The 22,298-nt window shown below is 73.6% G+C and carries 21 protein-coding genes; 8 read left to right on the plus strand and 13 right to left on the minus strand.

Annotated elements, in window-relative coordinates:
- Positions 1-12 precede the first annotated feature (12 nt).
- The 4 genes from GTY47_RS17000 to GTY47_RS17015 all read right to left on the minus strand — a co-directional run bounded on the left by GTY47_RS17000 (position 13) and on the right by GTY47_RS17015 (position 3,789).
- Complete coding sequence (locus tag GTY47_RS17000) at positions 13-696, minus strand: DUF4328 domain-containing protein (RefSeq protein ID WP_010032396.1); 684 nt, start codon at positions 694-696, stop codon at positions 13-15.
- 21 nt (positions 697-717) lie between these two features.
- On the minus strand, positions 718-1,083 hold the full coding sequence (locus GTY47_RS17005) for a DUF952 domain-containing protein (protein ID WP_010032398.1): 366 nt from the start codon (positions 1,081-1,083) through the stop codon (positions 718-720).
- Entirely contained in the window at positions 1,080-2,084 is a 1,005-nt protein-coding gene (gene bla, locus GTY47_RS17010) for a class A beta-lactamase (protein WP_010032400.1), read from the minus strand. Before bla ends, GTY47_RS17005 begins: the two co-directional genes overlap by 4 nt.
- A 70-nt stretch (positions 2,085-2,154) precedes the next feature.
- Positions 2,155-3,789 carry a penicillin-binding transpeptidase domain-containing protein gene (locus GTY47_RS17015; protein WP_010032401.1) on the minus strand — a complete coding sequence of 545 codons (1,635 nt, stop codon included), beginning with the start codon at positions 3,787-3,789 and terminating at the stop codon, positions 2,155-2,157.
- Positions 3,790-3,874: 85 nt separating this feature from the next.
- Here GTY47_RS17015 and GTY47_RS17020 point away from each other — a divergent pair, with 85 nt between their 5' ends.
- Positions 3,875-4,852, plus strand: coding sequence for a LysR family transcriptional regulator (locus GTY47_RS17020; protein ID WP_086012448.1), 978 nt, complete (start codon positions 3,875-3,877; stop codon positions 4,850-4,852).
- Complete coding sequence (locus GTY47_RS17025; RefSeq protein ID WP_010032403.1) at positions 4,849-5,754, plus strand: serine hydrolase; 906 nt, start codon at positions 4,849-4,851, stop codon at positions 5,752-5,754. Before GTY47_RS17020 ends, GTY47_RS17025 begins: the two co-directional genes overlap by 4 nt.
- 39 nt (positions 5,755-5,793) lie before the next feature.
- On the opposite strand, the gene GTY47_RS17030 is transcribed toward GTY47_RS17025, so the two are convergent.
- The 3 genes from GTY47_RS17030 to GTY47_RS17040 form a co-directional block, all read right to left on the minus strand.
- Positions 5,794-6,342 (minus strand): TerB family tellurite resistance protein, encoded by a 549-nt coding sequence (locus tag GTY47_RS17030; RefSeq protein ID WP_010032404.1) that lies wholly within the window; start codon positions 6,340-6,342, stop codon positions 5,794-5,796.
- Between the two features lie 245 nt (positions 6,343-6,587).
- Complete coding sequence (locus GTY47_RS40270; RefSeq protein WP_010032406.1) at positions 6,588-8,486, minus strand: glycine-rich protein; 1,899 nt, start codon at positions 8,484-8,486, stop codon at positions 6,588-6,590.
- Positions 8,487-8,559: 73 nt separating this feature from the next.
- The gene (locus GTY47_RS17040) at positions 8,560-9,900 is read right to left on the minus strand and encodes a serine hydrolase domain-containing protein (protein ID WP_010032408.1); all 1,341 of its coding nucleotides are present in this window, start codon (positions 9,898-9,900) and stop codon (positions 8,560-8,562) included.
- A 341-nt stretch (positions 9,901-10,241) separates the two neighbouring features.
- Between GTY47_RS17040 and GTY47_RS17045 the strand changes: the two genes are divergently transcribed.
- Positions 10,242-11,648, plus strand: a complete 1,407-nt coding sequence (locus GTY47_RS17045) for a glycoside hydrolase family 43 protein (RefSeq protein ID WP_029180657.1) — start codon at positions 10,242-10,244, stop codon at positions 11,646-11,648.
- Positions 11,649-11,829: 181 nt separating this feature from the next.
- A complete protein-coding gene (locus tag GTY47_RS17050; RefSeq protein WP_029180658.1) occupies positions 11,830-12,192 on the plus strand; it encodes a DUF1304 domain-containing protein in 363 nt (120 codons plus the stop codon).
- Positions 12,193-12,211: 19 nt separating this feature from the next.
- Here the strand turns inward: GTY47_RS17050 and GTY47_RS17055 are convergent, their stop codons facing one another.
- Complete coding sequence (locus GTY47_RS17055; RefSeq protein ID WP_010032413.1) at positions 12,212-12,625, minus strand: DUF5994 family protein; 414 nt, start codon at positions 12,623-12,625, stop codon at positions 12,212-12,214.
- A gap of 397 nt (positions 12,626-13,022) precedes the next feature.
- On the opposite strand from GTY47_RS17055, the gene GTY47_RS17060 reads away from it, so the two are divergent.
- Complete coding sequence (locus GTY47_RS17060; protein WP_029180659.1) at positions 13,023-13,397, plus strand: DUF6479 family protein; 375 nt, start codon at positions 13,023-13,025, stop codon at positions 13,395-13,397.
- A 4-nt stretch (positions 13,398-13,401) separates the two neighbouring features.
- A complete protein-coding gene (locus GTY47_RS17065) occupies positions 13,402-13,878 on the plus strand; it encodes a hypothetical protein (RefSeq protein ID WP_050810131.1) in 477 nt (158 codons plus the stop codon).
- Here the strand turns inward: GTY47_RS17065 and GTY47_RS17070 are convergent.
- Positions 13,872-14,606, minus strand: coding sequence for an Ig-like domain-containing protein (locus GTY47_RS17070; RefSeq protein ID WP_029180660.1), 735 nt, complete (start codon positions 14,604-14,606; stop codon positions 13,872-13,874). The two genes, GTY47_RS17065 and GTY47_RS17070, sit on opposite strands and share 7 nt — an antisense overlap.
- 167 nt (positions 14,607-14,773) lie before the next feature.
- Positions 14,774-16,435, minus strand: a complete 1,662-nt coding sequence (locus GTY47_RS17075) for a glycoside hydrolase family 13 protein (RefSeq protein ID WP_010032422.1) — start codon at positions 16,433-16,435, stop codon at positions 14,774-14,776.
- 316 nt (positions 16,436-16,751) lie between these two features.
- Between GTY47_RS17075 and GTY47_RS17080 the strand changes: the two genes are divergently transcribed.
- Positions 16,752-17,684 carry an LAETG motif-containing sortase-dependent surface protein gene (locus GTY47_RS17080; RefSeq protein WP_010032424.1) on the plus strand — a complete coding sequence of 311 codons (933 nt, stop codon included), beginning with the start codon at positions 16,752-16,754 and terminating at the stop codon, positions 17,682-17,684.
- 95 nt (positions 17,685-17,779) lie between these two features.
- Here GTY47_RS17080 and GTY47_RS17085 read toward each other — a convergent pair whose 3' ends face one another.
- Entirely contained in the window at positions 17,780-18,745 is a 966-nt protein-coding gene (locus GTY47_RS17085; RefSeq protein ID WP_010032426.1) for a nucleoside hydrolase, read from the minus strand.
- Positions 18,746-18,829: 84 nt separating this feature from the next.
- Entirely contained in the window at positions 18,830-20,050 is a 1,221-nt protein-coding gene (gene thrS / locus GTY47_RS17090) for a threonine--tRNA ligase (RefSeq protein WP_010032427.1), read from the minus strand.
- A 385-nt stretch (positions 20,051-20,435) separates the two neighbouring features.
- On the opposite strand from thrS, the gene GTY47_RS17095 reads away from it, so the two are divergent.
- The gene (locus GTY47_RS17095; protein WP_010032429.1) at positions 20,436-21,239 is read left to right on the plus strand and encodes a hypothetical protein; all 804 of its coding nucleotides are present in this window, start codon (positions 20,436-20,438) and stop codon (positions 21,237-21,239) included.
- A gap of 103 nt (positions 21,240-21,342) precedes the next feature.
- Here the strand turns inward: GTY47_RS17095 and GTY47_RS17100 are convergent, their stop codons facing one another.
- The gene (locus GTY47_RS17100) at positions 21,343-22,134 is read right to left on the minus strand and encodes a GAF and ANTAR domain-containing protein (protein WP_010032431.1); all 792 of its coding nucleotides are present in this window, start codon (positions 22,132-22,134) and stop codon (positions 21,343-21,345) included.
- Positions 22,135-22,298 lie beyond the last annotated feature (164 nt).

Raw genomic sequence — 22,298 nt, forward strand, 5'->3', positions numbered from 1 at the left:
CCGAGCGCAGGGTCAGGCGCCGGGACGGGCCACCTCGTCCATGCGCTGCTGCTGTGCCGTGGTGAGCGTGCGGATCATGAGGGCGGCGGTCCCGGCCGCCGCCACGATCACCGCGTCGGCGGCGAGCAGGGGCAGGGCGTCGGTGTAGGCGCGGGCGATGACCTCGTCCGTGGAGTCGGCGTAGACGAGGCCCACCCCGCCGACCAGACCGGCCAGCCACAGTCCCCACCACCAGTTCACGACGGCCGGCAGCCGCCGGTCGGGGAAGACGGACCGGTGGGCGTCCGCGATGATGCCCCGGGGTATCCACAGGTTCACGACGGGGACGATCCAGCCCAGGAAGAGCCAGAGATCCGTGTACCGCGGTTCCGCGCCCGAGAGGGCACGGGCGTTGTCGCGGACGCGGTCCAGCCAGGACAGGAACACGAGCGCGCCGACCACCGTCACGGCGCCGCCCACGGAGCTGACCAGGTGGTACGAGTCCTCCAGGGCGGTCAGCGGGCGGTGCACGCCGCCACCCTGGTCCGGCGGGCCGGAGGCCGGCTGCCCGGTCATGGCGAGCCGGACGTGCCAGACCGCCCGGACCGCCCAGGCCAGCGCCGCGAGGCCGAGCGCGGCGACGGCCCAGTGGGCCGCGCCGCGGACCGGGCGCAGGGCGGGGGCCCTGCCGGTTGCGGGGTTTTCCTGTTCGCTCACCGGGTCATCCTGCCGTACCGCTCACCCGTTCGTGTTCCCGAGTCCCACGGCCCGGCCCCGCTCGTCCCACCGCACCTGGAGGACGTGGTCGACGGCGTCCCGGTCGAGGGGGCCGTACACGTGCGGGAACAGGGTGCCCTCGCCGACCCCGGGCGGCGGGGCGGGGGCCGCCGCCTCCCACTCCACCCGCGCGGTGAGGCGGGTCTCGTCGAGGGCGAGCACCAGCAGGGGCCGGGGCACGTCCCGGTAGAAGGCGTTGACGACGGCGAGCGTGGTCGGCTCGTCCGGTGAGCAGTGCACGAAGCCCTCCTCGGCGAGGGAGGCGGGTGCGTACGGCCCGTCGGGAGCGGCCTGCCAGTCGGTGAGCGGTACGGAGTGGTAGATCATGGCCCCGTTATAGGCCACCGGGGGCCCGGGGGCGCCAGGGCCCTCCAGAGTCCCAGGGCGGTGACGGTCCGTGCGGTGGCTTCGGCGATCAGGGCGTCCGAGGGCTCGGCGTCGTAGCCGGGCCGGTCGGTCATGACGGCCAGGACGAGCGGTGCGGTGCGGGGCGGACGGACGATCGCGATGTCGTTGGCCCTGCCGTAGTTGCCCGTGCCCGTCTTGTCGGCCACCCGCCAGCCCTTGGGGAGCCCGGCCCGGACGCGCCGGGCGCCGACCGCCGTGGCGTTGTGCGAGAGCCAGTCCGTCAGCAGGCCGCGTTCACCGGCGGGCAGGGCCGTGCCCAGGAGCAGCTTTCGGAAGTCGGTGGCGACGGCGCGGGGTGTGGTGGTGTCGCTGGGGTCCTTGGGCCGTACGTCGTGCAGTTCGGGTTCGTAGTGGTCCATGCGGCTGACGGTGTCGCCCAGTCCGCGCAGATAGGCGGTGAGCTTCGCCGGGCCGCCGAGGTCGCGCATGAGCAGGTTGCCGGCCGTGCCGTCGCTGTAGCGGACGGCGGCGTCGCAGAGTTGGCGCAGCGTCATGCCGGTCGCGACGTGCTGGGCGGTGATCGGCGTGGTGGACCTGAGGTCGGCCCGCGTGTAGGTGACGCGCCGGTCCAGGCCGGCGAGGGAGCGGTGGTGCAGGACCGCCGCCGCGGCCAGGGCCTTGAAGACCGAGCAGAACGCGAAGCGCTCGTCGGCGCGGTGGACCGCCGTGGCGCCGGTGCCGGTCGCGAGGGCGTAGACGCCGACGCGGGCGCCGTACTCGCGCTCCAGGTCCGCCAGGCGCGGGCGGTGGACGGGTGGGGCGGGGGTGCGGCGGCTCTGGTCCGGGGTGGGCCGGGTGGTCGTGGCGGCCCGGTCCGCGCGGTCGGTGTCCCGGCCGGCCGTGCCGCAGCCGGCCAGGGGAACCGACGCCGCGGCGGCCAGGAAGGCGCGGCGGGATGAGGCGGGCCCGTCGACGGGCATGCGTGGTGCTCCTTTCACTCGATCACCGGGATCACTGGGAGGCTCCCTGCACCGACCTGGGATTTCCCGCTCACTCGGATGCGGCGGGGGCGGCGGCCAGCAGTGCGCGGACGACCGGCCCGGCGGAGCCGCCGCCGGTGACCCCCTCCTCGACGACGCAGGCGACGGCGACGTCGCCGCGGTGCGCGACGAGCCAGCCGTTGTTGTCCTGGTCGTCGGAGACCTCGGCCGTGCCGGTCTTGGCGCCGATCTCACCGGGCAGGTCGGACAGGACGCGCGCGGTGCCGTCGGTGACGGTGGCGCGCAGCATCTCGCGCAGCTGGGCGACGACGCCCCGCGGCAGCGGGGTCGTGCTGGTCGTGTCCTCGTTCCCCGCGGTGAGCGAGGGCTGGTGGAAGGTGCCGGAGACGGCCGTCGCGGTGACGGACGCCATGATCAGCGGGTTGGCCTGTACCCGGCCCTGCCCGATCATCGAGGCGGCCTTCTCCGTCTCGTCCTTCGGCACCGGCACCGCCCCGTCGTACGAGGGCGCCCCGACGTGCCATTCCTGGCCCACCCCGAAGTACGTACGGGCCACCTCGCCCAGCTCCCCGTCGTCGAGGCGGTCGCGCAGGCTGATGAACGCGGTGTTGCACGACTCGGTGAAGTCCTTGCGGAAGGTGGCGCCCGGGTGCTCGGACAGCTCCACGTTCTGGAACCGCTTCCCCACCGTGAGGTACTTGGGGCAGTCCACCACGTCGTCCGGCGCGACGGCGTCCTTGAGCAGCAGGGCGCTGCTGGTGACGATCTTCCAGGTGGAGCCGGGCGCGTAGGTGCCGGACAGCGCGCGGTTGAAGCCGGAGGACGGGGAGTTGGCCACGGCCAGGATCTCGCCGTCGTCGATGCGCAGGGCGACGAGCGCGGCGTTCTTGCCGTCGGCGTGGGCGGCCAGGGCCTTCTCGGCGGCGGCCTGCCAGCCGGCGTCGAGGGTCGTGCGGACCGGGCCGTCGTCCCGGACCGTCCGTGCGCCGAACCTGGCCTCCGTGCGCTCGATCGTCCCGGTGGTCCGGTCGACGAGGTGGATCGCGCCGCGCGGGCCGGTGCCCTCGCCGCCCCCGCCGAGCTGGGCCATGACCGGCCCCAGGGAGGGGAACTCCGCACCCGTCAGGGCCGTGCCCTCCCGGTCGGTGACCTCGGGGGGTTCGGTCTCCTCGCGTTCGAGGCGGAACTTCTCGGTGTCGCTCAGGCGCGGGTGGACGACGGACAGCGTCCAGTCCACCTTCCAGCTGCCGTCGCTCTGCTCGCGCAGCGGCAGCTTCGACTCGTAGGTCCAGGTGCCCAGGCCCTCGACGGGCATCCGGGCGGTGAACGGGACGGTGACCGTGCCGTCCTCGGCCTCGGCCGCCGCCTTGGCCGTGAGCTTCGGTCCACTGATGTCGAGGCCGGCGGTGAAGCTGTCCAGCACCCGCTGTGCCGTGCCGGGACTGGTCGTACGGCCGGCCGCGCTCGGCAGCCGGCCGGCGGCCCAGTCGGCGAGGAAGGCGCGGGCCTGTCGCGCGGCCGCGGGATCGGGCCCGGTGTCCCGCTCGAACGGGCCGAGACCGGCCGCGTACGCCCCGCCGGCGGCGACGGCCAGCACCACCGCACCCGCGGCGACGGCCCGCACGGCCGTCCGGCGCGGTCTGCGGCCCCCGGTGATGACGCTGGAGTGGTCGTAGTGATCCATGCGCCGAGAACAGCAGCGGACCGGGCACCTTGTCCAAGACCTGTATCGATCTCAGATCAAGACCAAACGAATATGCTTCCTGCTCGTGGACCTGGTGCGGCACTTGGAGTGCTTCGTGGCTGTTGCAGAAGAGTCACACTTCGGCCGTGCCGCGGCTCGTCTCGGCATGGCCCAGCCGCCGCTCTCGCAGCGCATCCAGCGCCTGGAGCGGCACCTGGGCGTCCGGCTCTTCGAACGCACCAGTCGGCAGGTGGCCCTCACCGAGCCCGGGGCGCTGCTGCTGGCGGAGGCCCGGGAGGTGCTCGCCCGCTCCGAGGCGTTCATGGCCACCGCGCGCCGCATCCGGGACGGCGAGACCGGCCTGCTGCGTGCCGCGCTGCCGCCGGACCTCTCCGGGGAGACCGTCGCCGCTCTGCTGGCGGGCTTCACCGGCGCGGGCACGAGCGGCCTGGAGCTGGAGCTGCACGAGCTGTCCACCGCCCAGCAACTGGAGCGGTTCGCCGCGCACGAACTGGACGTCGGGCTCATCCACCACCCCTGCGACGTCTCCGGGCTGGAGCTGGGCCCGGTGCTGCGGCGCGAGCTGGGCGTGCTGCTGCCCCACGGCGCGGCGGCGGCCCGGCTCGACGAGGTACCGCTCGCCTCCCTCACCGGCCACGACCTGATCCTCTTCCCCCGCGCGGGCGCCCCCGCCGTCTACGACGACCTCCTGACCACCTGCGCCCGCAACGGCTACACCCCGCCCGCCGTACGCCACGCCCAGGGCACCAGCTTCGTCCGCGGACTGGTGCTGTCGACGGAGGCGGTGGCGTTCAGCCCGCGGGACACGCACGGGCACGCGAAAGAGAACGCGGACCCGGAAGGGAGCGTCGTATGGCGGCCCCTCACCGGCACACCGCTGGCCCTGCGGCACTCCGTGGCCTGGCCCGCGGGGCGCGGGGACGCCGCCGTGTCCGCCTTCGCCGGGGCCGCCACGCAGGCGCTGCGCAGCACCGCCGGTGCGACCCCCGACCTGCCTTCCCGACCGCTGCACCTGCGCCCGGCATCGGAGTACTGGCTGTGACCGACGCCCTCGCCCGCATCCACGCGGCCTTCGCCGACGCCGGGGTCACCGGCCGGCTGCACGCCGTCGACATCGACAGCGGCGCGCAGCTCGACGCCGGGGCGGACCAGCCCGTCTGCACCGCCAGCGTCCACAAGCTCTGTCTGCTCGTCACGCTCCACGAGCAGGCCGCGGCGGGGCTCCTGGACCTCACCGAGCAGGTCGAGTGCCCGCCGGACGGCCGCACCGCCGGGCCGACGGGGATCGCCGCCATGCTCGACGGCGCCCGTCTGTCGCTGCGCGACCTCGCCTACCTGATGATGTCGGTCAGCGACAACGCCGCCGCCGACCTGCTGCTGGCCCGCGTCGGTCTCGACGCCGTCAACCGCACCACGGCCCGCCTCGGCCTCACCCGCACGTACGCCGTCCACACCTTCGGCGAACTCCTCGCCACCATCAAGGAGGACGCCGGCCCCGGCGGCGCGCGGTCGCTGGCCGATCCGCACGTCGTCGCCCGGCTGCGGGCGCTCGACCCGGCCCGCACCAACCACAGCACCCCGCGCGACATGACGCGTCTGCTCGCCGCCGTCTGGCGCGACGAGGCGTGCACGCCCGAGCACGGCGCGGCCATCCGCCGGATCCTCGGGCTCCAGGTGTGGCCGCACCGGCTGGCGTCCGGCTTCCCCTTCGACGACGTCCATGTGGCGGGCAAGACGGGCAGCCTGCCGACCGTGCGCAACGAGGTCGGAGTCGTCGAGTACCCCGACGGGGGCCGCTACGCCGTCGCCGTCTTCACGCGCACGGCCCGCACCTCCGCCCTCCAGCCCGCCGCCGACGCGGTCATCGGCACGGCGGCGCGCCTGGCCGTGGACGCGCTGCGCGCTCCCCAGGCCGGTCCGAGGGGGACCACGCCGGGACACTGAGCACGGCCGGGACCCGGGGCCGGGCCTCCAAGCCGGAGCTCAGAGCTGGAACTCGGCCGGAGACAGCCCCAGCGCCGCGCAGGCCTCGCGCAGGACCGACGCCTCGGCCTGGGAGAAGTGGCCGTCGGCACCGGCGATGACCATGCCGGTCTGGATCACGGCCCTGGCCTCGGTGGGCTTCTTGGCGGCCTTGGCGATCTCCTGCATGGCCTCGGCCTTGCCGTGCTGGAAGTTCATCGTCAGCTGGTCGACATGCTTGTTGAAACGCTGGCGCAGCTGCTCCGGCGGGAAGTTCTGCAGCACGTCGTTGCTGAGGATCATCGACTCGACCTGCTGCCGCTCAGCCGGGTCCACCTGCCCGTCGGCCGCCGCGACCAGCGCGCACACCGCCATGCTCGCGTCCCGGTACGCACCGCTCTTCAGCTCGGTCTTCAGCGAGCCGAGCTGCGTCTTCAGCACGCCGATCAACTGGGCCTTGCTGCCGCCGCCGGACCGCGTCCCCCCGCTGTGCCCAGCCGTGGCGCCACGCCCGCCCTGGTTCTGCTGGAGAGCCTTGGCCTGGTCCTTGAGCCGGTCCCAGACTGCCATGGAGTCACCTCGGTAATCGTCGGAAGTCATCTCGCGAACCCGCTGCCGCGCGCTCACTGGACCAACGCCCGGCCCCCGGGCAAAGGTTCCGCAAAGCGGCCCCTCTCTCACCACCTGTTTCTCTCGCCGCCGAAACGACGACTGCCCGCACCCGGTGACCGGGTACGGGCAGTCGCGGTGACGTGATGTCAGGCGCTGGGACTCTGTCGGGCGCCGTGACCGGTGTCAGGCGCTGCGCCGCCGCGTCACGCGTTGTCGCGCGAGCGGAGCTTCAGGCGCGGGCCGAGGCGGAACGCCACGAAGCCCGCCGTGGCCAGGGCCGCGGCTGCCGCGAGAAGGATTCCGATGCCGCCGGCACCGGTCGAGGCGAGGCTGCCGCTGTCGAGGTTCGTCGACGTGCCGCCCGTGGTCGAGGACCCGGTGCCGCCGGTCGTGCCGGCCGTGCCGGACGGGCTCGCGCTGGGCGACGGGCTCGGGTCGGCCGAGGGACTCGGGTCGGTCGTGGGGCTCGGCGACGGCGAACCGGCCCCGTCACCCTCGACGACCTCGACCGCGAACTGGGTCATGGCGTCGCCGACCGACGCGGCGACCGTGTACGTGCCCGTGCCCTCACCGGCGGTCAGGGTCGGGGCCGTGGCCTTGCCCGAGTCGTCGGTCCTGACGCGGACGACCTGCTTGCCGTCCTCGAAGCGGGGGGCGTCGTCGCTGTCGTCCTCGACCCGGAACTCGACCTCCGTGCCGGCCGGTGCCGTGGCGCCCGACTTGACCACGTGGGCCCGGAGGGCCTCCTCGAAGGCCTCGCCCTGTTCGGCGCGCTGGTCGTCACCGCCCGCGACGCTCACGGTGTAGGCCGACTCCTTCACCTTCACGGTGAAGACCGTCGAGACGCCGCCGGCCTCGGCGCGGATCGTGAACTCACCCTCTTTGCTGCCCGTCTCGAGCGGCGCGGACTGGGCGCGGCCCCGCGCGTCGGTCGGCACGGCCAGCTTGGTGGTGTCGGGGCCGTCCTTGATGAAGAAGAAGGCGCCGAGCTTGTCCGGGTCCTCGACCGTGAAGGTGACGGAGGCGTTCTCGACCGGGTTGCCGGCCTTGTCGCGGACCACTACGGCCACCGGGTCCACGCCGCCGCCCGGCTGGGTGGTCTGTCCGGTTCCGGAGACCTGGGTCAGCTCCGCGATCGCGGGGGTCTTCCACTGGAACACGATGCGCCCGTGGCCGGAGCGGTCGGTGTTGACGCCGCCCTCGGCGATGCCGCCGCGCACCGGCTCGTCGGAGGCCTGCCAGAAGGGGTCGGTCTTGGCCGGGGCCTGGATGCGGCTGCCGCTGAGCAGCCGCGCGCCGGTCACCCGGTCCGCGTCGACGTAGCTGCTGCCGCCCGCGCCGCTGCCGACCGCGCCCCGGTCCTCGTCCGTGCCGCCGCCACCGCCGCCGCCCGCGTAGCCGGCGCCGCCGCCTCCGCCCGCGCCGTCCGAACCGGAGCCGCCCGCACCGCCCTTGCCGCCCCCGGACGCGTCGGCGCCGGAGGAGCCGTTGCCGCCGCCCGCACCGCCGGTTTCACCGACCGCGCCCTTGCCGCCGCGCTCGGACTCGGTGTCGTCCTGACCGCGCTCGCCGCCACCGGGGCCGCCATGCCCGGCATCGACGCTGCCGTAGCCACCGCCGCCGCCACCGGCGGCGATGAGGAGCGGCTTGCCGTCGTCGGTGCGGACGCCGCTGCTGTTGCCGCCGACCGCGCCGTACTTGTCGCCGCCCGCGCCGCCGAGCGCGTCACCGAAGCCCTGGACGCCGACCGCGAGCGAGAGCCGCTCCCCGGGGGTGACGCTGAGCGTGCCCGCGGTGTAGCCGCCCGCGCCGCCGTTGGCGAAGGGTGTGCCCTCGCCGCCCTGGCCCCAGGCCCGCACGTCCAGCGCCGTGACGCCGACCGGGACCTTGAACTCCTCGCGGGCGCCCGTCGGATCGAACAGCCGGCAGCCGGAGAACCCCTCGGTCGGCGTGCAGGTCTTCCCGGCGAGGACCGCGCTGCCGGCGGCCGTGGCGGCCGATGCGCCCGTCAGGGCGGTGCCGGCGGTCAACGCGACGAACGTCAGGGCCGCCGCGCCGCGCCGGAATCTGGCGCGGCGCAGCACGGCGGAATCGTGATGCATCAAGGAAACTCCCCAACTTGTCACAAGCTCCCCCCCAGGGAGCCATGAAACGCTCGATCAAAATCGAACACGACTAGTGGGACAGCTGATCAAACTTGAGGCCCCCGGTCAACTGAGAATGGTCGATTCCGGGCAACCGCTTGCTGAGCCCGTCACGGGCGTCCGGGCTCGCGACACCCGCCCCGGGAGCGGACCCGGCAGCGGCCCCGGAGTCGGCCGGGCAGAGGGCGCGGACGACGTACGTGTAGAGGGCTTCGTCGATCGCGTGCGGTTGCGGGCGGCCGTTCCCGTCGAGGCTCTGGTACTTCATCAGGTTCTGCGCGAGAGCCACCTGGCGCTTGCCGTCCCGGCTGGACAGCGCGGTCATGCCGGCGCCGAACACCGCGCCGTCGTGGCCCCAGAAGCGCCCGCAGCCGGGGAGTTCCAGCGTGTAGATGCCGAGGCCGTAGTCGAGGCCGCTCACCGGAACCGTGCGCGTCATCTCGTCCAGGGAGGCCTTGCCGATCAGCTTTCCGCCGAGCAGGGCGCGGTAGAAGCGGTTCAGGTCGTCGGTGGTGGAGACGACCGCACCCGCCGTGTACGCCCAGGACATGTCGTAGACGCTGTAGTCGCGCGGCGGGTCGATCAGGCCGTAGAACGACTCGTACATCCGCGGGTGCGGGCCCTTGATGTACGGGGTGCGCGGGAAGGACGTGTGGCGCAGCCCGGCCCGGTCGACGACGTTGCGGGTGATGTACTTCTCGGCGTCCTGGCCGGTGACCTTCTCCAGGAGCAGCCCGGCGATGACGTAGTTGGTGTTGGAGTACGAACCGGGCAGCTCGCCCGGCCGTCCGGTGGCGGGGGCCGCGAGACCCAGCCGGACCAGTTCCCCGGGTCGGATCGAGCGGAAGCGCTCCTCGTCGAGGCTGGCGGTCGAGCCCTCGGCGAGGGAGGGGAAGGCGCCCACGACGTAGTCGCCGATATGGCTGGTGTGGTTCAGGAGCATACGGACGGTGATCTGCCGGCCGCGCTCCCCGGGTATGAGGTCGGGCAGGTAGTCGCCGACGGGCGCGTCGAGCCGGACCCGGCCGCGCTCCACCTGCTGGAGCAGGGCGACGGAGGTGAAGGTCTTGCTGATGCTGCCCACGCGGTGCCGCATGCCCGGGGTGACCGGGCGCCCGGTCTCCACGTCGGCGACCCCGGAGGCTCCGGCCCACCGCTCGCCGCCGTCCCTGACGGACGAGAAGACGCCGTACATACCCGCCTCGTGGATGGCGTCCAGCGAGTCGCGCAGGGCGCCTCTGTCGAGCGACGTGCGGTCCGCGGGCCCGGCGGGTGGCGCGGCCGGGCCGGCGTGGGCGGGTGCGGTCAGTACGGCGGTGGTCGTCAGCACCGTGGTGCCCAGGACGGTTCCGAGAAGCCGGGCGATACGCAACGGCCTTCCCCTTCCTCGGTGTTCGACAAGGTCGGGGTCATCGTCACGGGAAGCGGATGCGCCTTACATCCACCCACGGGATGATCGTCAATCGGCCGGTCGAGGGCAGAAATGACCACAACCACCCTTGATTTCAACGGACTTCACGTGCCGCCCGGCAGAGGCCGGCCCGCCGACGGAGCGCGCGCGGGCCAGGCGCCCCCTCTCACGTAGTTCTTCGTCGCGTCCGACGCATTGACGCCACGCGTCCGCCACCCCTACGGTCTGGCCGAATTGCCGAACTGCGTTCGCAATATCGAACACACTGCGCTCCGTAGCCCCCGACGGAAGGCCGAGCCGCCATGCCCACCCCCCGCAGAACCCCTCGCAGACCCTCCCGCCGTCAAGTCCTCGGCATGGCCGCCACCGTGCCGCTCGCCCTGACCGCCGATCTGGCCCTGGGCGCCGCTCCGGCCGGAGCGGCGACGGGCCCGGCGTTCGTGATGGCCTACTTCACCGAGTCCCCGAACGGCCTCGGCACCGACTACGGCCTGCACCTGGCCGTCAGCCTCGACGGCCTGGAGTGGACGCCGCTCAACCAGAACAAGCCGGTCGCCACCCCCACCCAGGGCGCCGGCGGCCTGCGCGATCCCTTCATCCTGCGCAAGCAGGACGGCACGTTCGCCGTACTGGCCACCGACCTGAAGGGCACGGACTGGAGCTACAACAGCCAGTACATCCACGTCTGGGACTCCGCCGACCTGCGCTCCCTCACCGGCTACCGCCGGCTCAAGCTGCACGACATGACCACCCACAGCTGGGCCCCGGAGGCCTTCTGGGACGCCTCACGCGGCCAGTACGGGATCGTCTACTCGTCGGTGAACACGAGCGGCCACAACGTGCTGATGGTCAACTACACGACCGACTTCCGCACGGTGTCCGCGCCGCAGGTCTTCTTCGACCCGGGCTACGACGTGATCGACGGCAGCCTCGCCCTCGGCGTCGGCGGCACGAACTACATGTACTTCAAGGACAGCTCGAAGCAGGCCCTGGTCGGCGCCCGGTCCGCCACCCTCGCCCCGGGCAGCTGGCAGGTCTTCAGCACGCCGGTGGCCCACGGCGGCACCGAGGCACCGATCCTGGTCAAGTCCCTGTCGTCCAGCACCTGGTACCTCTGGGGCGACACCTACACGCCCAACGGCGTCTTCTACGCCTGGCAGACCTCCGACCTGGCCTCCGGCACCTGGACGCCGGTCGACCAGCGCCGTTACACCCAGCCGGTGAACTCCAAGCACGGCAGCATCGCACCGCTCACGGGCACCCAGTACGACAATCTCCTCGCGCACTGGGGAGCCCCGGCCTGGAACCGGCTCAAGTCGTACAACCACCCGGACCGCTACGTCCGCCACGCCGGTTTCGCTGGCCGGATCGACCCCTACCCCTTCGACCCGTACACCGACGCCCAGTGGAAGCTCGTCCCGGGCCTCGCCGACGCGTCCGGGGTGTCCTTCCAGTCGGTCAACTACCCGGACCGGTACCTGCGGCACTACAGCTACGAGCTGCGGCTGGACGTCAACGACGGCACGTCGGCGTTCGCCCAGGACGCCACCTTCCACAAGGTCGCCGGGCTCGCGGACTCCGCCTGGACGTCGTTCCGCTCGCACAACTACCCGACGCGCTACCTCCGCCACTCCGACTACGCCCTGCGCATCGACCCCGTCTCCACGGCCACGGACCGGGCGGACGCCACGTTCCGGATCGGGTACTGACCGCGGCGACCGACGGCACCGGCGGGCGGGAAGGCCGGGCCGGGCTCCCGAGCGGCACACGCGGGGACGCGACGGCCCGGACCGGCCTTCCACTGCCCGCAATCTGCCACCCGGCGCCCCGCTCCGCCTCCCGGGCGGGCCCGAACGGGGACGGCGGAGCGAGCCTGCGATGATGCGGCGCATGTCGATCCTCGCCACCCTCGCGGTACTGGCTCTCGCCGCCCTCCACGCCTACATCCTGGTGCTGGAGATGTTCCTGTGGACCACGCCGCGGGCCCGCGCCGCCTTCGGCACCAGCGCCGAGTCCGCGGAGGCGACGAAGGCCCTGGCCGCCAACCAGGGCCTCTACAACGGCTTCCTCGCCGCCGGACTGCTCTGGGGCGCGGTGGCGTCCGACCCGGTGGGCATCCAGGTCTCGGTGTTCTTCCTGGCGTGCGTGGCGATCGCGGGGGTGTACGGCGCGGCCACCGCCAGCCGGAAGATCCTCTTCGTGCAGACCGTACCGGCGCTGATCGCCCTGGTGCTGGTGCTGCTCGCGCACTAGGAGGACACCCCCCAGGGTCTCAGGCGTCCTGAGAGACGGCCTGTTCCATGAGCCGGACCGCCTCCGCCTCCGTCGTCGCGGGCGGCACCACCAGCAGGTCCCAGCGGCCCCGGCCGGGCGTGAGCAGGCAGACCGTGTCCGGAGTGGTCGGCGCGTCCCTGCGGCCCACGTGGACCTCCCGGCCGGCGACGTCCAGCCGGTCGGGGCAGGCCAGCCAGGTGTCCCCGTGGACCAGCACGCTGCTGACCCGGCCCCAGGCGCGCGGCAGCACGGCCAGCAGCCCGGGCAGCTCCGCGGCGAGGTCGTACGACCGGGGCCACCACGCCCCGTCGATACGGCGGGCCGTGCGGCCGAGGCGCGGCTGGACCGCGAGCCTCAGCCGGACCTCGGAGGGTGCCGGGAGGGGCGGTGGGGGCGAGGAGGCGGACGTCATCAGGGCTCCTGCTGCGACGGGGGCGTGGCCAGCGGACCGTCGGCCACCGGGTGCGGCATACCCCCGGTCCTTCCACCGTACCCGCAGGGCGGCACGGGAGCCGGGGCCCGCCCGCACCGCCCGGGAGCGGTCAGAGGCCGTAGCGGCCCTTCGGATGACGCCAGAAGTCGCGCAGCATCCGCGTGGCGCTGCCCGCCTGCCCCAGTGACCGCCCGCGCCCCCGCCGAAGCCCTTGGTCAGCCACAGCGACTGGTCGCGGTGTCTGCGCATGGTTTCTCCCTCGTATGCGGGGACGGGGTATCACCGTCAGGTCGTCGCAGGCCTCGCGGAAGTTGTTGCCCTCGTGCGTGTGGACATTGCGGGCGCTTTATCGCATTTCGTCAGCGATAATCGGAGCATGACTACGGCAACGTACGAAGCGCTGGCGGCGTCGTCAGATCACGCGGTCGCCGTGACCCTCGCCTTCATCGGCGGGGCCGTCATCGCCCTCGCGCTGATCTGGGCGGTGCGGGTCGGGATGCGGGTCATGGACACGGACACGCACCACCCCGGCCCCGAGGAGCAGCCGCACCTCCCGGACGGCGGGCCGGTCCGTGAGATGCGGGAGATGCGGGAGCCCGACGAGATGCCGGTCGTGACGCGCGACGGCAAGCGGCTCCTGCCCCATGAGCTGCACCACGCGAGCACCAGGACGGGCAAGGACCAAAAGCCCCGCCGCTGGCTGCCCGGATCCAGCGGCTCCTTCGGCGGCGGCGGCCTCGGCCACACGTGAGGCCATGAGACGCGGACGCTGGGCGACGGGCGGGGCGGCGGTGCCGCTCGCCCTGTCCGCCGTGCTCACCGGCTGTGGCGGCGACAGCCCGGGGGACGCCGCCCGCGAGGCGGAGTCGGCGGTCGGGTCGTTCGCCTCGCAGGCCTCCGAGGCGGTGGAGTCGGCCACGGCGGAGGCCGGACGCCGCCTCGACGACATCCGGGGCGGAATCGACGTCAAGGACGATGTGAAGGCCGGACGGCCCACCGTCGGCTCCGACGGCCGGGCCCGGGCCGAGGTCACCGTCACCAACACCGACGACTCGGAACGCTCCTTCGCCGTCCAGGTCGATTTCACCGACGCCGGGGGCCGGCTGACCGACACGGTCATCGTCACGGTCGACCACGTGCAGGCGGGCCACTCCGCCACGGCCACCGCCCGCAGCACCCACGATCTGTCCGGCGAGGTCCGGGCCGAGGTGGCCCGGGCCGTGCGCTACTGACGGGCGCCGGTGTCCGCCACCGAGATGTCGATCTGCTCGCTCACGGCGCTCACCCCGTTCAGGGTGGCGACCGCCTGGAGCCGGTTGGCGCCCGCCGGCAGCGCCGGACGCGGGGTGCAGGTCCAGGTGCCGTCGGCGGCGGCGGTGGTCGCGCAGGCCTCGCGGTCGTCCTTGTCGCGGACAGTGACCCGGGCGCCCGGGTGGGCCGTGCCCGCGATCTGCGGCCGGACGTCCAGCGGCACGCCGGACAGCGGGCGGGTCAGCGTCGGCCCGGCCAGGCCCACGGTCACGGCACACCGGCCGGCCGCCTGCCGCACGCCGTCCGCGTCGGTGATCCGCAGGACGCAGTCGCGCAGCCGCGTGCCGGGCACGGCGTCCGCGGGGACCGCGAGCACGAAGGGGAACGTACGTCCCTGCCATGACTGCGCGGCCGCGCCCGTGACGGTGTACGTCCCGCTGCGGCCGTCGGCGGCGACCCGGCCGAGATAGCCGGGCGCGTCGAGGGGCGTGGCCGTCACGCGGGTGCCCCGGGGCGCCGTCAGCGTCACCGTGGCGCCCGGCGCCGCTGCCGCGGAGCCGGCGATGTCGAGGATGCCCTCCCGGCCGGGTGCGATGGTCGCGGTGCCCCACAGCTCACCGCCCAGGGCCGCCGCAGGCGGGCCGGGGAACGCGAGCACTCCGGCGACCACGGTCCCCGCCACGGCTGCTGTCTTGCTGGACCTGTTCATGGCGGGCGGGGCTCCCTGTGCGGACGTCGACGGCACTCTGCCGGACTCTGGCAGCGATTCTCGCGGGGCGCTCCGCAGGCGGCGCGTGCTGCTGGGCCGTGCGGGTGGCGGAGGCTCCCCAAAGGCCCCGCCCAGCGGTCGCCGGGCGGGGCGGGTCAGGGCCGGGGCTAACGCCCGAGCCACACCGTCGTGTCCGGCCCGAGCCGGCCGTCCTCCAGGGGGGCGCTGCTCAGCAGCACCTCACCGGCCGGCAGCGGGACCGCCGCGTGGGACAGGTTCGTCACGCACCGCCAGCCCTCGCAGCGGTCGAACCGGATGACACCGTCCGGGGTGTCCTCCGCCCAGGTCAGCTCCTCGCCGTCGAGCAGTTTGCGGCGCAGCCTGAGGGCCGTCCGGTACAGCTCCAGGGTCGAGCCCTCGACGCCGTCCTGCGCCTCGACGGCGTAGGCGGCGAAGCCGGGCGGCTGCGGCAGCCAGGCGCCGCCCGGCCCGAAGCCGTACGACGGTCCGGTCGTCGTCCACGGCAGCGGCACCCGGCAGCCGTCGCGGCCCTTGCGGACGTGTCCCGTCTGCTCCCAGATCGGGTCCTGGAGCACCTCGGTGGGCAGGTCGGCGACCTCGGGCAGGCCGAGTTCCTCGCCCTGGTAGACGTACGCCGAACCAGGCAGCGCCAGCATCAGCAGGGTGGCCGCCCGGGCCCGGCGCAGCCCGGCCGCCTCGTCGACGGCCGGGGCGTGGCCGCCGGAGAGCAGCCAGGCGTTCTCGTCGGTGCCCGGCGGGAGCATCAGGCGCGAGGCGTGGCGGACGACGTCGTGGTTGGACAGCACCCAGGTGGCCGAGGCGCCGGCCGCCCGGGCGTTGGCGAGCGAGTCGGTGATGACGTGGCGCAGCTCGTCCGCGTCCCAGCCGGCCTCCAGGTACTCGAAGTTGAAGGCCTGACCGAGCTCGTCCGGGCGGGCGTACAACGCGCGCCGGGCGCCCGGCACCCACGCCTCGGCGACGGCCATGCGGGGCGGGCGGTAGGCGTCCAGGATCTTGCGCCAGTCGCGGTAGATCTCGTGCACCTCGTCGCGGTCGTAGAACGGGTGCGTGCCGGGCGGCATCGTGCTGAGGGCGTCCTCGCGGCTCAGCTCGGGCGCGCCGAGGTCGCGCAGCGGTTCGCTCAGGTCCTTGACGAGGGCGTGGGCCACGTCGACCCGGAAGCCGTCGACCCCGCGGTCGGACCAGAAGCGCAGGGTGGTGCGGTAGTCGGCGCGGACCTCCTGGTTCTCCCAGTTGAGGTCGGGCTGCTCGGGGGCGAACAGGTGCAGGTACCACTGGCCGTCGGGCACGCGTTTCCAGGCGCTGCCGCCGAAGACGGACTGCCAGTCGGTGGGCGGGAGTTCGCCGTGCTCGCCGCGTCCGTCGCGGAAGACGTACCGGTCGCGGGCCGCCGAGCCGGGCCCGCAGCGCAGGGCCTCCTGGAACCAGGCGTGCTGGTGCGAGGAGTGGTTGGGCACGATGTCGACGATGACCTTCAGACCGAGCCGGTGGGCCTCGGCGACCAGGGCGTCGAAGTCGTCGAGGGTGCCCAGGCGCGGGTCGACGTCCCTGGGGTCGGCGACGTCGTAGCCGCCGTCGGCCAGTTCGGACGGGTAGAACGGGCTCAGCCACAGGGCGTCCACGCCCAGGGCGGCGAGGTGGGTGAGGCGGCGGGTGATGCCGCGCAGGTCGCCGAGGCCGTCGCCGTCGGCGTCGGCGAAGCTGCGGGGATAGACCTGGTAGACGACGGCCTGGCGCCACCAGTCGGGGTCACGGGACGACAGGTCGAGGGTGGAGCGATCGGTCACGCGGTCTCCTTCGCAGGGCATACGGGCGACAGCATTGAATCTGTCCAGAATGCCGGAAAAAGGAACCATCGCGGCGATCGGAGTGATCCATTCCTGCTGTGATGGAAGTGTGATGGTGGAGTAACTTCCTTTACATACCCGCAGGTTGACAGCCTGCTGCGGCCCGGCCACGATGGGGGCGCACTGAGGCGCATGTGACCAATGAGCCCAGTGTTTCTTCGACCACTCACCCCGGTGCGGCCCCGGCAGCCGCGCGCCGCGCGCTGCCCGCCTGCCGTCACCCGGGTTCCGGTTCACGCCAAGAAATGGGATCCGCATGTCCATAGCGAGACGTGTCACCGCGCGACGCCTGCTGGGGACGGGCGCCGCGGCCCTCGCCCTCTGCGCCGCCTCCGCCACCACCGCGTTCGCCACCGGTACGCCCGGTGGTGACGGCTGGTCGTCCGGCGGCACCTACAAGCCCGGGACCGGCGCGGGCACGGAGACCGGGACCGACCGCTGCCAGTTCTCGCTCGACGGCTCCAACTTCTTCGACTCGGTGAAGGTCGACGACCAGAACCTGAAGCCGACCGAGGACGGCAAGGTCCACATCAAGGTCCGCACGGCCGGTGACGCCGCCACGTGCACGGCCTCCCTCGCCTCCTACCTCGCGCACGGCGCGACCTTCGCGACCTCCGGTGAGCAGGTGTTCGTCGACTTCGACACGGTGACGGTCAAGCCGGGCGCCACCGACTCGCTCGACATCGCCATCCCCGACAAGGGCTGCTTCGGTCAGATCGACCTCTACCGGGGCGCGACGAAGTTCGACGGCGAGCTGGACGCGAAGGACGGCTTCGAGCACGGCGAGCTGCCCAAGGGTCCCGACCGCCCGGTCATCAAGGACAAGTTGATCGCGGCCTGGAACGGCGGCACGAAGGAGTGCGAGCTCACGCCTCCGCCGGCGGAGTCGCAGCCCCCGTCCACCCCGCCCGCGAGCCCCTCGGAACCCGCCGAGGAGACGACGCCCCCGGCACCGTCGGAGCCCGCCGAGCCCTCGTCGCCCCCGGCCACGGACACCGACACCCCCACCCCGTCCGCCTCCGAGTCGACGACGCCCCCGGCCCCCAAGCCGAACGGCGGCGGCGGTGACCTCGCGGAGACCGGCGCCAACAGCAGCACGGGCCCGATCGCCATGGGCGCGGCGGCGCTCCTGGCGGGCGGCGCGGTCATGGTGGTCGTGACCCGCAGGAAGCGCGCGACGCGTTCCTGACGCCTCGACGGGCCCGGGATCCACCGGTCCCGGGCCCTCTGTCGGACAGGAGCCCTGGAAACTCGGACAGGCCCTGGAAACTCGGGCCCCGGAAACTAGGCCCCTTCCACCGCCGTCAGCCACAGCTTCACGTACCGCTCCACGTCGACGTCCAGCGCCACGTCCACCAGGGGCTGGGCGCGGGTTCCCTCGTGGATCTCGGACTCGCCGGGGAGCGGGCGGCGGTCGACGATGGTCTGGCCGCGGCCGGGCCCGGGGGCCAGGGCGACCTCGACCGGCAGCCGCTCGGTGGTCAGGCCGCCCGGGTCGACCACCGCGCACACCGCGCCCGCGTCGCCGAGACCACCCGTCGGGGTGGGGTCCCCCGAGGTGGCCGGGTCGCGGTGGGCGAGGAGTTCACCGGCCAGGCGGAGGCTGGGGTCCGTGCCGGCGCGCAGGCGTTGGACATCGGCCGCCGGCACCAGGACCTTCTTGAACACGTCCAGCCCGTACATCGTGATCGGCACCCCGGCCGTGAGCAGCACCGCCGCCGCCTCCGGGTCGTGCCACACGTTGAACTCCGCGACCGGCGTGGCGTTCCCCGTCGCCACCGCGCCGCCCATGAACACGATCCGCTCGATGTTGCCGGTCACCTCGGGGTGGGTCCGCAGCAGCAGCGCGATGTTCGTCAGGGGCGCCATGGGAATCAGCGTGACCGGCCTCGGCGAGGCGAGGATCTCGCGCCTCAGCAGCGTCACCGCGTCCACGTCCACCGGCACCCGGGTCGGCGCGGGCAGCCCCAGGTCCCCCATCCCGTCCTGCCCGTGCACGTGCCGCGCCGTCCGCACGGGTTCGATCAACGGACGCTCGGCGCCCCGGGCGACGGGAATGTCACCGGCCCCGGCCACCTCCAGCACGGTCAGGGTGTTGCGGACCACGCCGTCCACGTCCGTGTTGCCGGCCACACAGGTGATCGCCCGCACGTCGAGCGCCGGGTGCCGTACGGCGAACAGCAGGGCGAGGGCGTCGTCGACGCCGGTGTCGCAGTCGATGATCACCGGAATGGGCTGACCGTCCGTCACGGTGGCTCCTTCCACTGTTCCCGTGGGGGCTTCGGCACGAGCGAGCCTACGGCCTGCGGCAACTCCGCACAGGGGGACCCGTTCCTACGCCGCCTCCCACAACTCGGTGCCGCGAGCCGCCACCCGGTCCGCGACACTCCGCAGGAACGCGGCGGCAGGCAGGCCCCCCAGCCGCCGCCCGTCCCGCAGGCGCGGTGCCACCTGGTCCGCTTCGGCCTCCCGGCCACCGATCACCGCCTGGTACGGGACCAGTCGAGCCGCGCGGATGCGAGCGGCGAGGGTGCCCTGCTCGGGGCCGGAGACCTCGGCGCGCAGGCCGAGTTCACGGGCGCGGCCCACGAGTTCGTGGGCATGGCCCGCCTGTTCGTCCCCGACCGGGAGCACCACCAGCTGCACCGGGGCCAGCCAGGGCGGGAAGGCCCCGCCGTGGGCCTCGACGAGGTGGGCGACCGCGCGCTCCACACTGCCGATGATGCTGCGGTGCACCATGACCGGGCGGTGCTTCGCCCCGTCGGCGCCGATGTAGTGCAGGTCGAAGCGTTCGGGCTGGTGGAAGTCGATCTGGACGGTGGAGAGGGTGGCCTCCCGCCCGGCCGGGTCGGCGATCTGCACGTCGATCTTCGGGCCGTAGAAGGCCGCCTCGCCCTCGGCGGCCTCGTAGGGGATGCCGGAGCCGTCCAGGACGTCGCGCAGCAGGGCGGTGGCCCGCCGCCACAGGTCCGGGTCCGCCACGTACTTGCCGCCCTCGCCGGGCAGTGAGAGGCGGTGGCGGACCGCCCGGATGCCCAGGTCCGCGTAGGCCCGGCCGATCAACTCCAGCGCGGCACGCGCCTCCTCGACGGCCTGCTCCAGGGTGCAGAAGATGTGCGCGTCGTTGAGGGTGATGGCCCTCACCCGGGTCAGGCCGCCGAGGACGCCGGACAGCTCCGAGCGGTACATGCCGCCCAACTCCGCCATCCGGAGGGGAAGTTCGCGGTAGCTGTGGGAGCGGGAGCGGAAGATCAGGGCGTGGTGCGGGCACAGGCTCGGGCGCAGCAGGACCTGTTCCGAACCGAGGTCCATCGGCGGGAACATGTCCTCGCTGTAGTGGTCCCAGTGCCCGGAGATCTCGTACAGCTCGCGTTTGCCGAGGACGGGCGAGTACACGTGCCGGTAGCCGGCCCGCTGTTCCGCCTCGCGGATGTACTCCTCCAGGGTGTGCCGCACGATCGCGCCGTCGGGCAGCCAGTACGGCAGCCCCGCGCCCATCAGCGGGTCGGTGTCGAAGAGGTTCAGTTCACGGCCGAGCCGTCGGTGGTCGTGCATGGTGGGCTCCTCGGGTCGGAGGCGAGCACCACGCGACGAAGCCCGGGGCACTCGCCCCGGGCTTGAAGACGTCTACGTCAGCTGTCAGCGCGCCGGGACACTCTCCGGCGTCGTCGTGAGAGACGGGAACGGCTGGGCGCGCTTCATGGGCGTGACCGTAGCAGGGGCGTGGCGCGCGGGGCCACGGCTTTTCCGGCGGCGCGCGCACCGCGGGCGCGTCCGTGCACCACGGGCGTGTCCCCGCACCCGGCCGCCTCCCTCACCCGAACAGCCCGTCGCACTGGTGTGCCGCCCGTCGCGGTGGTGCCGTAAGAGCACGTACCCGATCTTGGAGAGCCCGCCCCGTCGGGAGCACCTCCATGAACTCCCCGCAGGAGGCCCTCCGATGCCCCACCCTCCGGCCGGCCGACGTGGCCCAGGTGCCCGCGCCCTCCTCGCCTCCGCGCTGTCCGTGACCGCCCTGCTGGCCACGGCCGCCTGTTCCGTCCAGGGCGAGCCGCGGCCGCGGTGGTTCTCCGCCTCCCCGACCGTCACCGGCGCGTCACCGGTCGGCGAGCGGCCCGCGAGCTCCGGGGCCGGCCTCACCGAAGCCCAGGCCCAGGCAGCACTGATCACCGACGCCGATCTGGGGGAGCCGTGGGGGCCGACGCGGGGTGCCAGGACCTGGCGGGACGGGCTGCTGAAGGCGACCACGAAGGACCGTGACTGCCAGCGGCTGCTCGACGCCCTCTACACGGAGGAACTCTTCGGCACCCCGGCCGGTCCGCGGGCGACGGCCGCGTTCGACGACGCCGACACCTCCGCCCAGTTGCGCTACCAGGTCACCGCCCATCCGCCGGCGGACGTCGACCGCACCCTGGCCTGGCTGAAGTCGCTGCCGGGGAAGTGCGGCGAGTTCACGGCCGCGACCACGCGCGGCCGCGTCCAGACCGTCCAGGTCAGCGGCATGCCGCTGCCTCGGGTGGGAGACGCCCGGCAGGCCCTGCGGGTCACCCTGACCGGGGAGACGGAGAAGGGGGAGCTGACGTACCTCACGATGGACCTCGCGGCCGTGCGGGTCGGGGAGGAGGCGATCACGCTCACCCACGCGGGCCTGGACGAGGTGCACGAGGAGGTCACGCAGCAGACCGCGCAACTCGGGGCACAGCGCCTGACCGAGATCACGAAGCAGGGGCGAGCCCGGATCTGACGGATGCCGGCCGGTTCTCGGCACGTGGTCTCAGTACCGGATTCTCAGGACCCGGTACCCCGGTACCGGGTCGGTACCGGATCTCAGGACCCGGTACCGGGTTTCAGTACCGCTCGAAACGCCTGCGGTGGGCGATCACGTCGCGGGCCACGTCGCGGGCCGTGCAGCCACGCGCGAAGGCGTCCGCCCGCAGCCGCGCGAGCGCGTCGTCGGCGCCGACGCCGAGCTGCGCCATGATCATGCCGACGGCCTGGTAGACCTCGTCGTGGTCCGCGGCCAGTCCGCTGAGCCAGGGCTCCTGGTCCCGCGGTTCCGCCTCGGTCTCGCGGGGCAGTGCCATCAGGGCCACCGTCATGACTCCGGCCACCAGCCGGGCCACGTGCAGCTGGCGGTCGGTGAGCCCGCCGGGGCTGTCGCGGTACAGGTCGAGGGTGCCCACGCACACCGCGTCGCTGCCCAGCGGCACCGCGTACACCGCCCGTACCCCGGCCTCCGTCGCCTGCTGGGCGAAGACCGGCCAGCGGCCCGCGTCCCGGCCGGTCGTCAGATCGCAGGCCAGCACGGGCGCCCCGTCCTCCAGCGCGCTCTGGCAGGGGCCGTCGCCCAGCGTCGCCTGGATCTGCGCCAGGTGCGCGGCGTGCGCGCTGCTGGCGCTCAGCTGGACGGGCATGCCCTCGCTGCGCAGCGACACGCTCGCGCCGATCACCGGCAGCAGCTCGACCGCCACCTCGCACAGCCGGCCCGGGACCTCCCCGGGCTTGGCGCCGCGCACGCCCCTGGCGATCACATCGGCGGCCCGGATCCCGTCCAGGTCCAGGTCACCGCCCCCGGTGCGGCGCGGACCGGGATCGCCACCGGGGGCTCCTCGGGGATCGTCCCTGGGCCGCACCGCCACCGCCTCCTTCGATCACCGACCTCCGCCATCGACGTTCTGCCGGAACGCCCTGCCGCGAACGCGAGGTGGGCCGGCGCACACCACCCGCCCGGGACGACCCGCTGCACGACGGCCGAGCGGCCGGCCGCCGTACGGCGACCGCCCGGTCAGCCGACGGACAGCGG

It is taken from the genome of Streptomyces sp. SID5464 (genome assembly GCF_009862985.1).
Lineage (GTDB): Bacteria > Actinomycetota > Actinomycetes > Streptomycetales > Streptomycetaceae > Streptomyces > Streptomyces chartreusis_D.

Excerpts from the sequence above, each read along its gene's own strand:
- GTY47_RS17045 (WP_029180657.1), top strand. The coding sequence starts at position 10,242 with ATGCCCACCCCCCGCAGAACCCCTCGCAGACCCTCCCGCCGTCAAGTC.
- GTY47_RS17065 (WP_050810131.1), top strand. The coding sequence starts at position 13,402 with ATGAGACGCGGACGCTGGGCGACGGGCGGGGCGGCGGTGCCGCTCGCC.
- GTY47_RS17060 (WP_029180659.1), top strand. The coding sequence starts at position 13,023 with ATGACTACGGCAACGTACGAAGCGCTGGCGGCGTCGTCAGATCACGCG.
- bla (WP_010032400.1), bottom strand. The coding sequence starts at position 2,084 with ATGCCCGTCGACGGGCCCGCCTCATCCCGCCGCGCCTTCCTGGCCGCC.
- GTY47_RS17015 (WP_010032401.1), bottom strand. The coding sequence starts at position 3,789 with ATGGATCACTACGACCACTCCAGCGTCATCACCGGGGGCCGCAGACCG.
- GTY47_RS17050 (WP_029180658.1), top strand. The coding sequence starts at position 11,830 with ATGTCGATCCTCGCCACCCTCGCGGTACTGGCTCTCGCCGCCCTCCAC.
- GTY47_RS17070 (WP_029180660.1), bottom strand. The coding sequence starts at position 14,606 with ATGAACAGGTCCAGCAAGACAGCAGCCGTGGCGGGGACCGTGGTCGCC.
- GTY47_RS17055 (WP_010032413.1), bottom strand. The coding sequence starts at position 12,625 with ATGACGTCCGCCTCCTCGCCCCCACCGCCCCTCCCGGCACCCTCCGAG.
- GTY47_RS17005 (WP_010032398.1), bottom strand. The coding sequence starts at position 1,083 with ATGATCTACCACTCCGTACCGCTCACCGACTGGCAGGCCGCTCCCGAC.
- GTY47_RS17095 (WP_010032429.1), top strand. The coding sequence starts at position 20,436 with ATGCCCCACCCTCCGGCCGGCCGACGTGGCCCAGGTGCCCGCGCCCTC.
- GTY47_RS17080 (WP_010032424.1), top strand. The coding sequence starts at position 16,752 with ATGTCCATAGCGAGACGTGTCACCGCGCGACGCCTGCTGGGGACGGGC.
- GTY47_RS17030 (WP_010032404.1), bottom strand. The coding sequence starts at position 6,342 with ATGGCAGTCTGGGACCGGCTCAAGGACCAGGCCAAGGCTCTCCAGCAG.
- GTY47_RS40270 (WP_010032406.1), bottom strand. The coding sequence starts at position 8,486 with ATGCATCACGATTCCGCCGTGCTGCGCCGCGCCAGATTCCGGCGCGGC.
- thrS (WP_010032427.1), bottom strand. The coding sequence starts at position 20,050 with ATGCACGACCACCGACGGCTCGGCCGTGAACTGAACCTCTTCGACACC.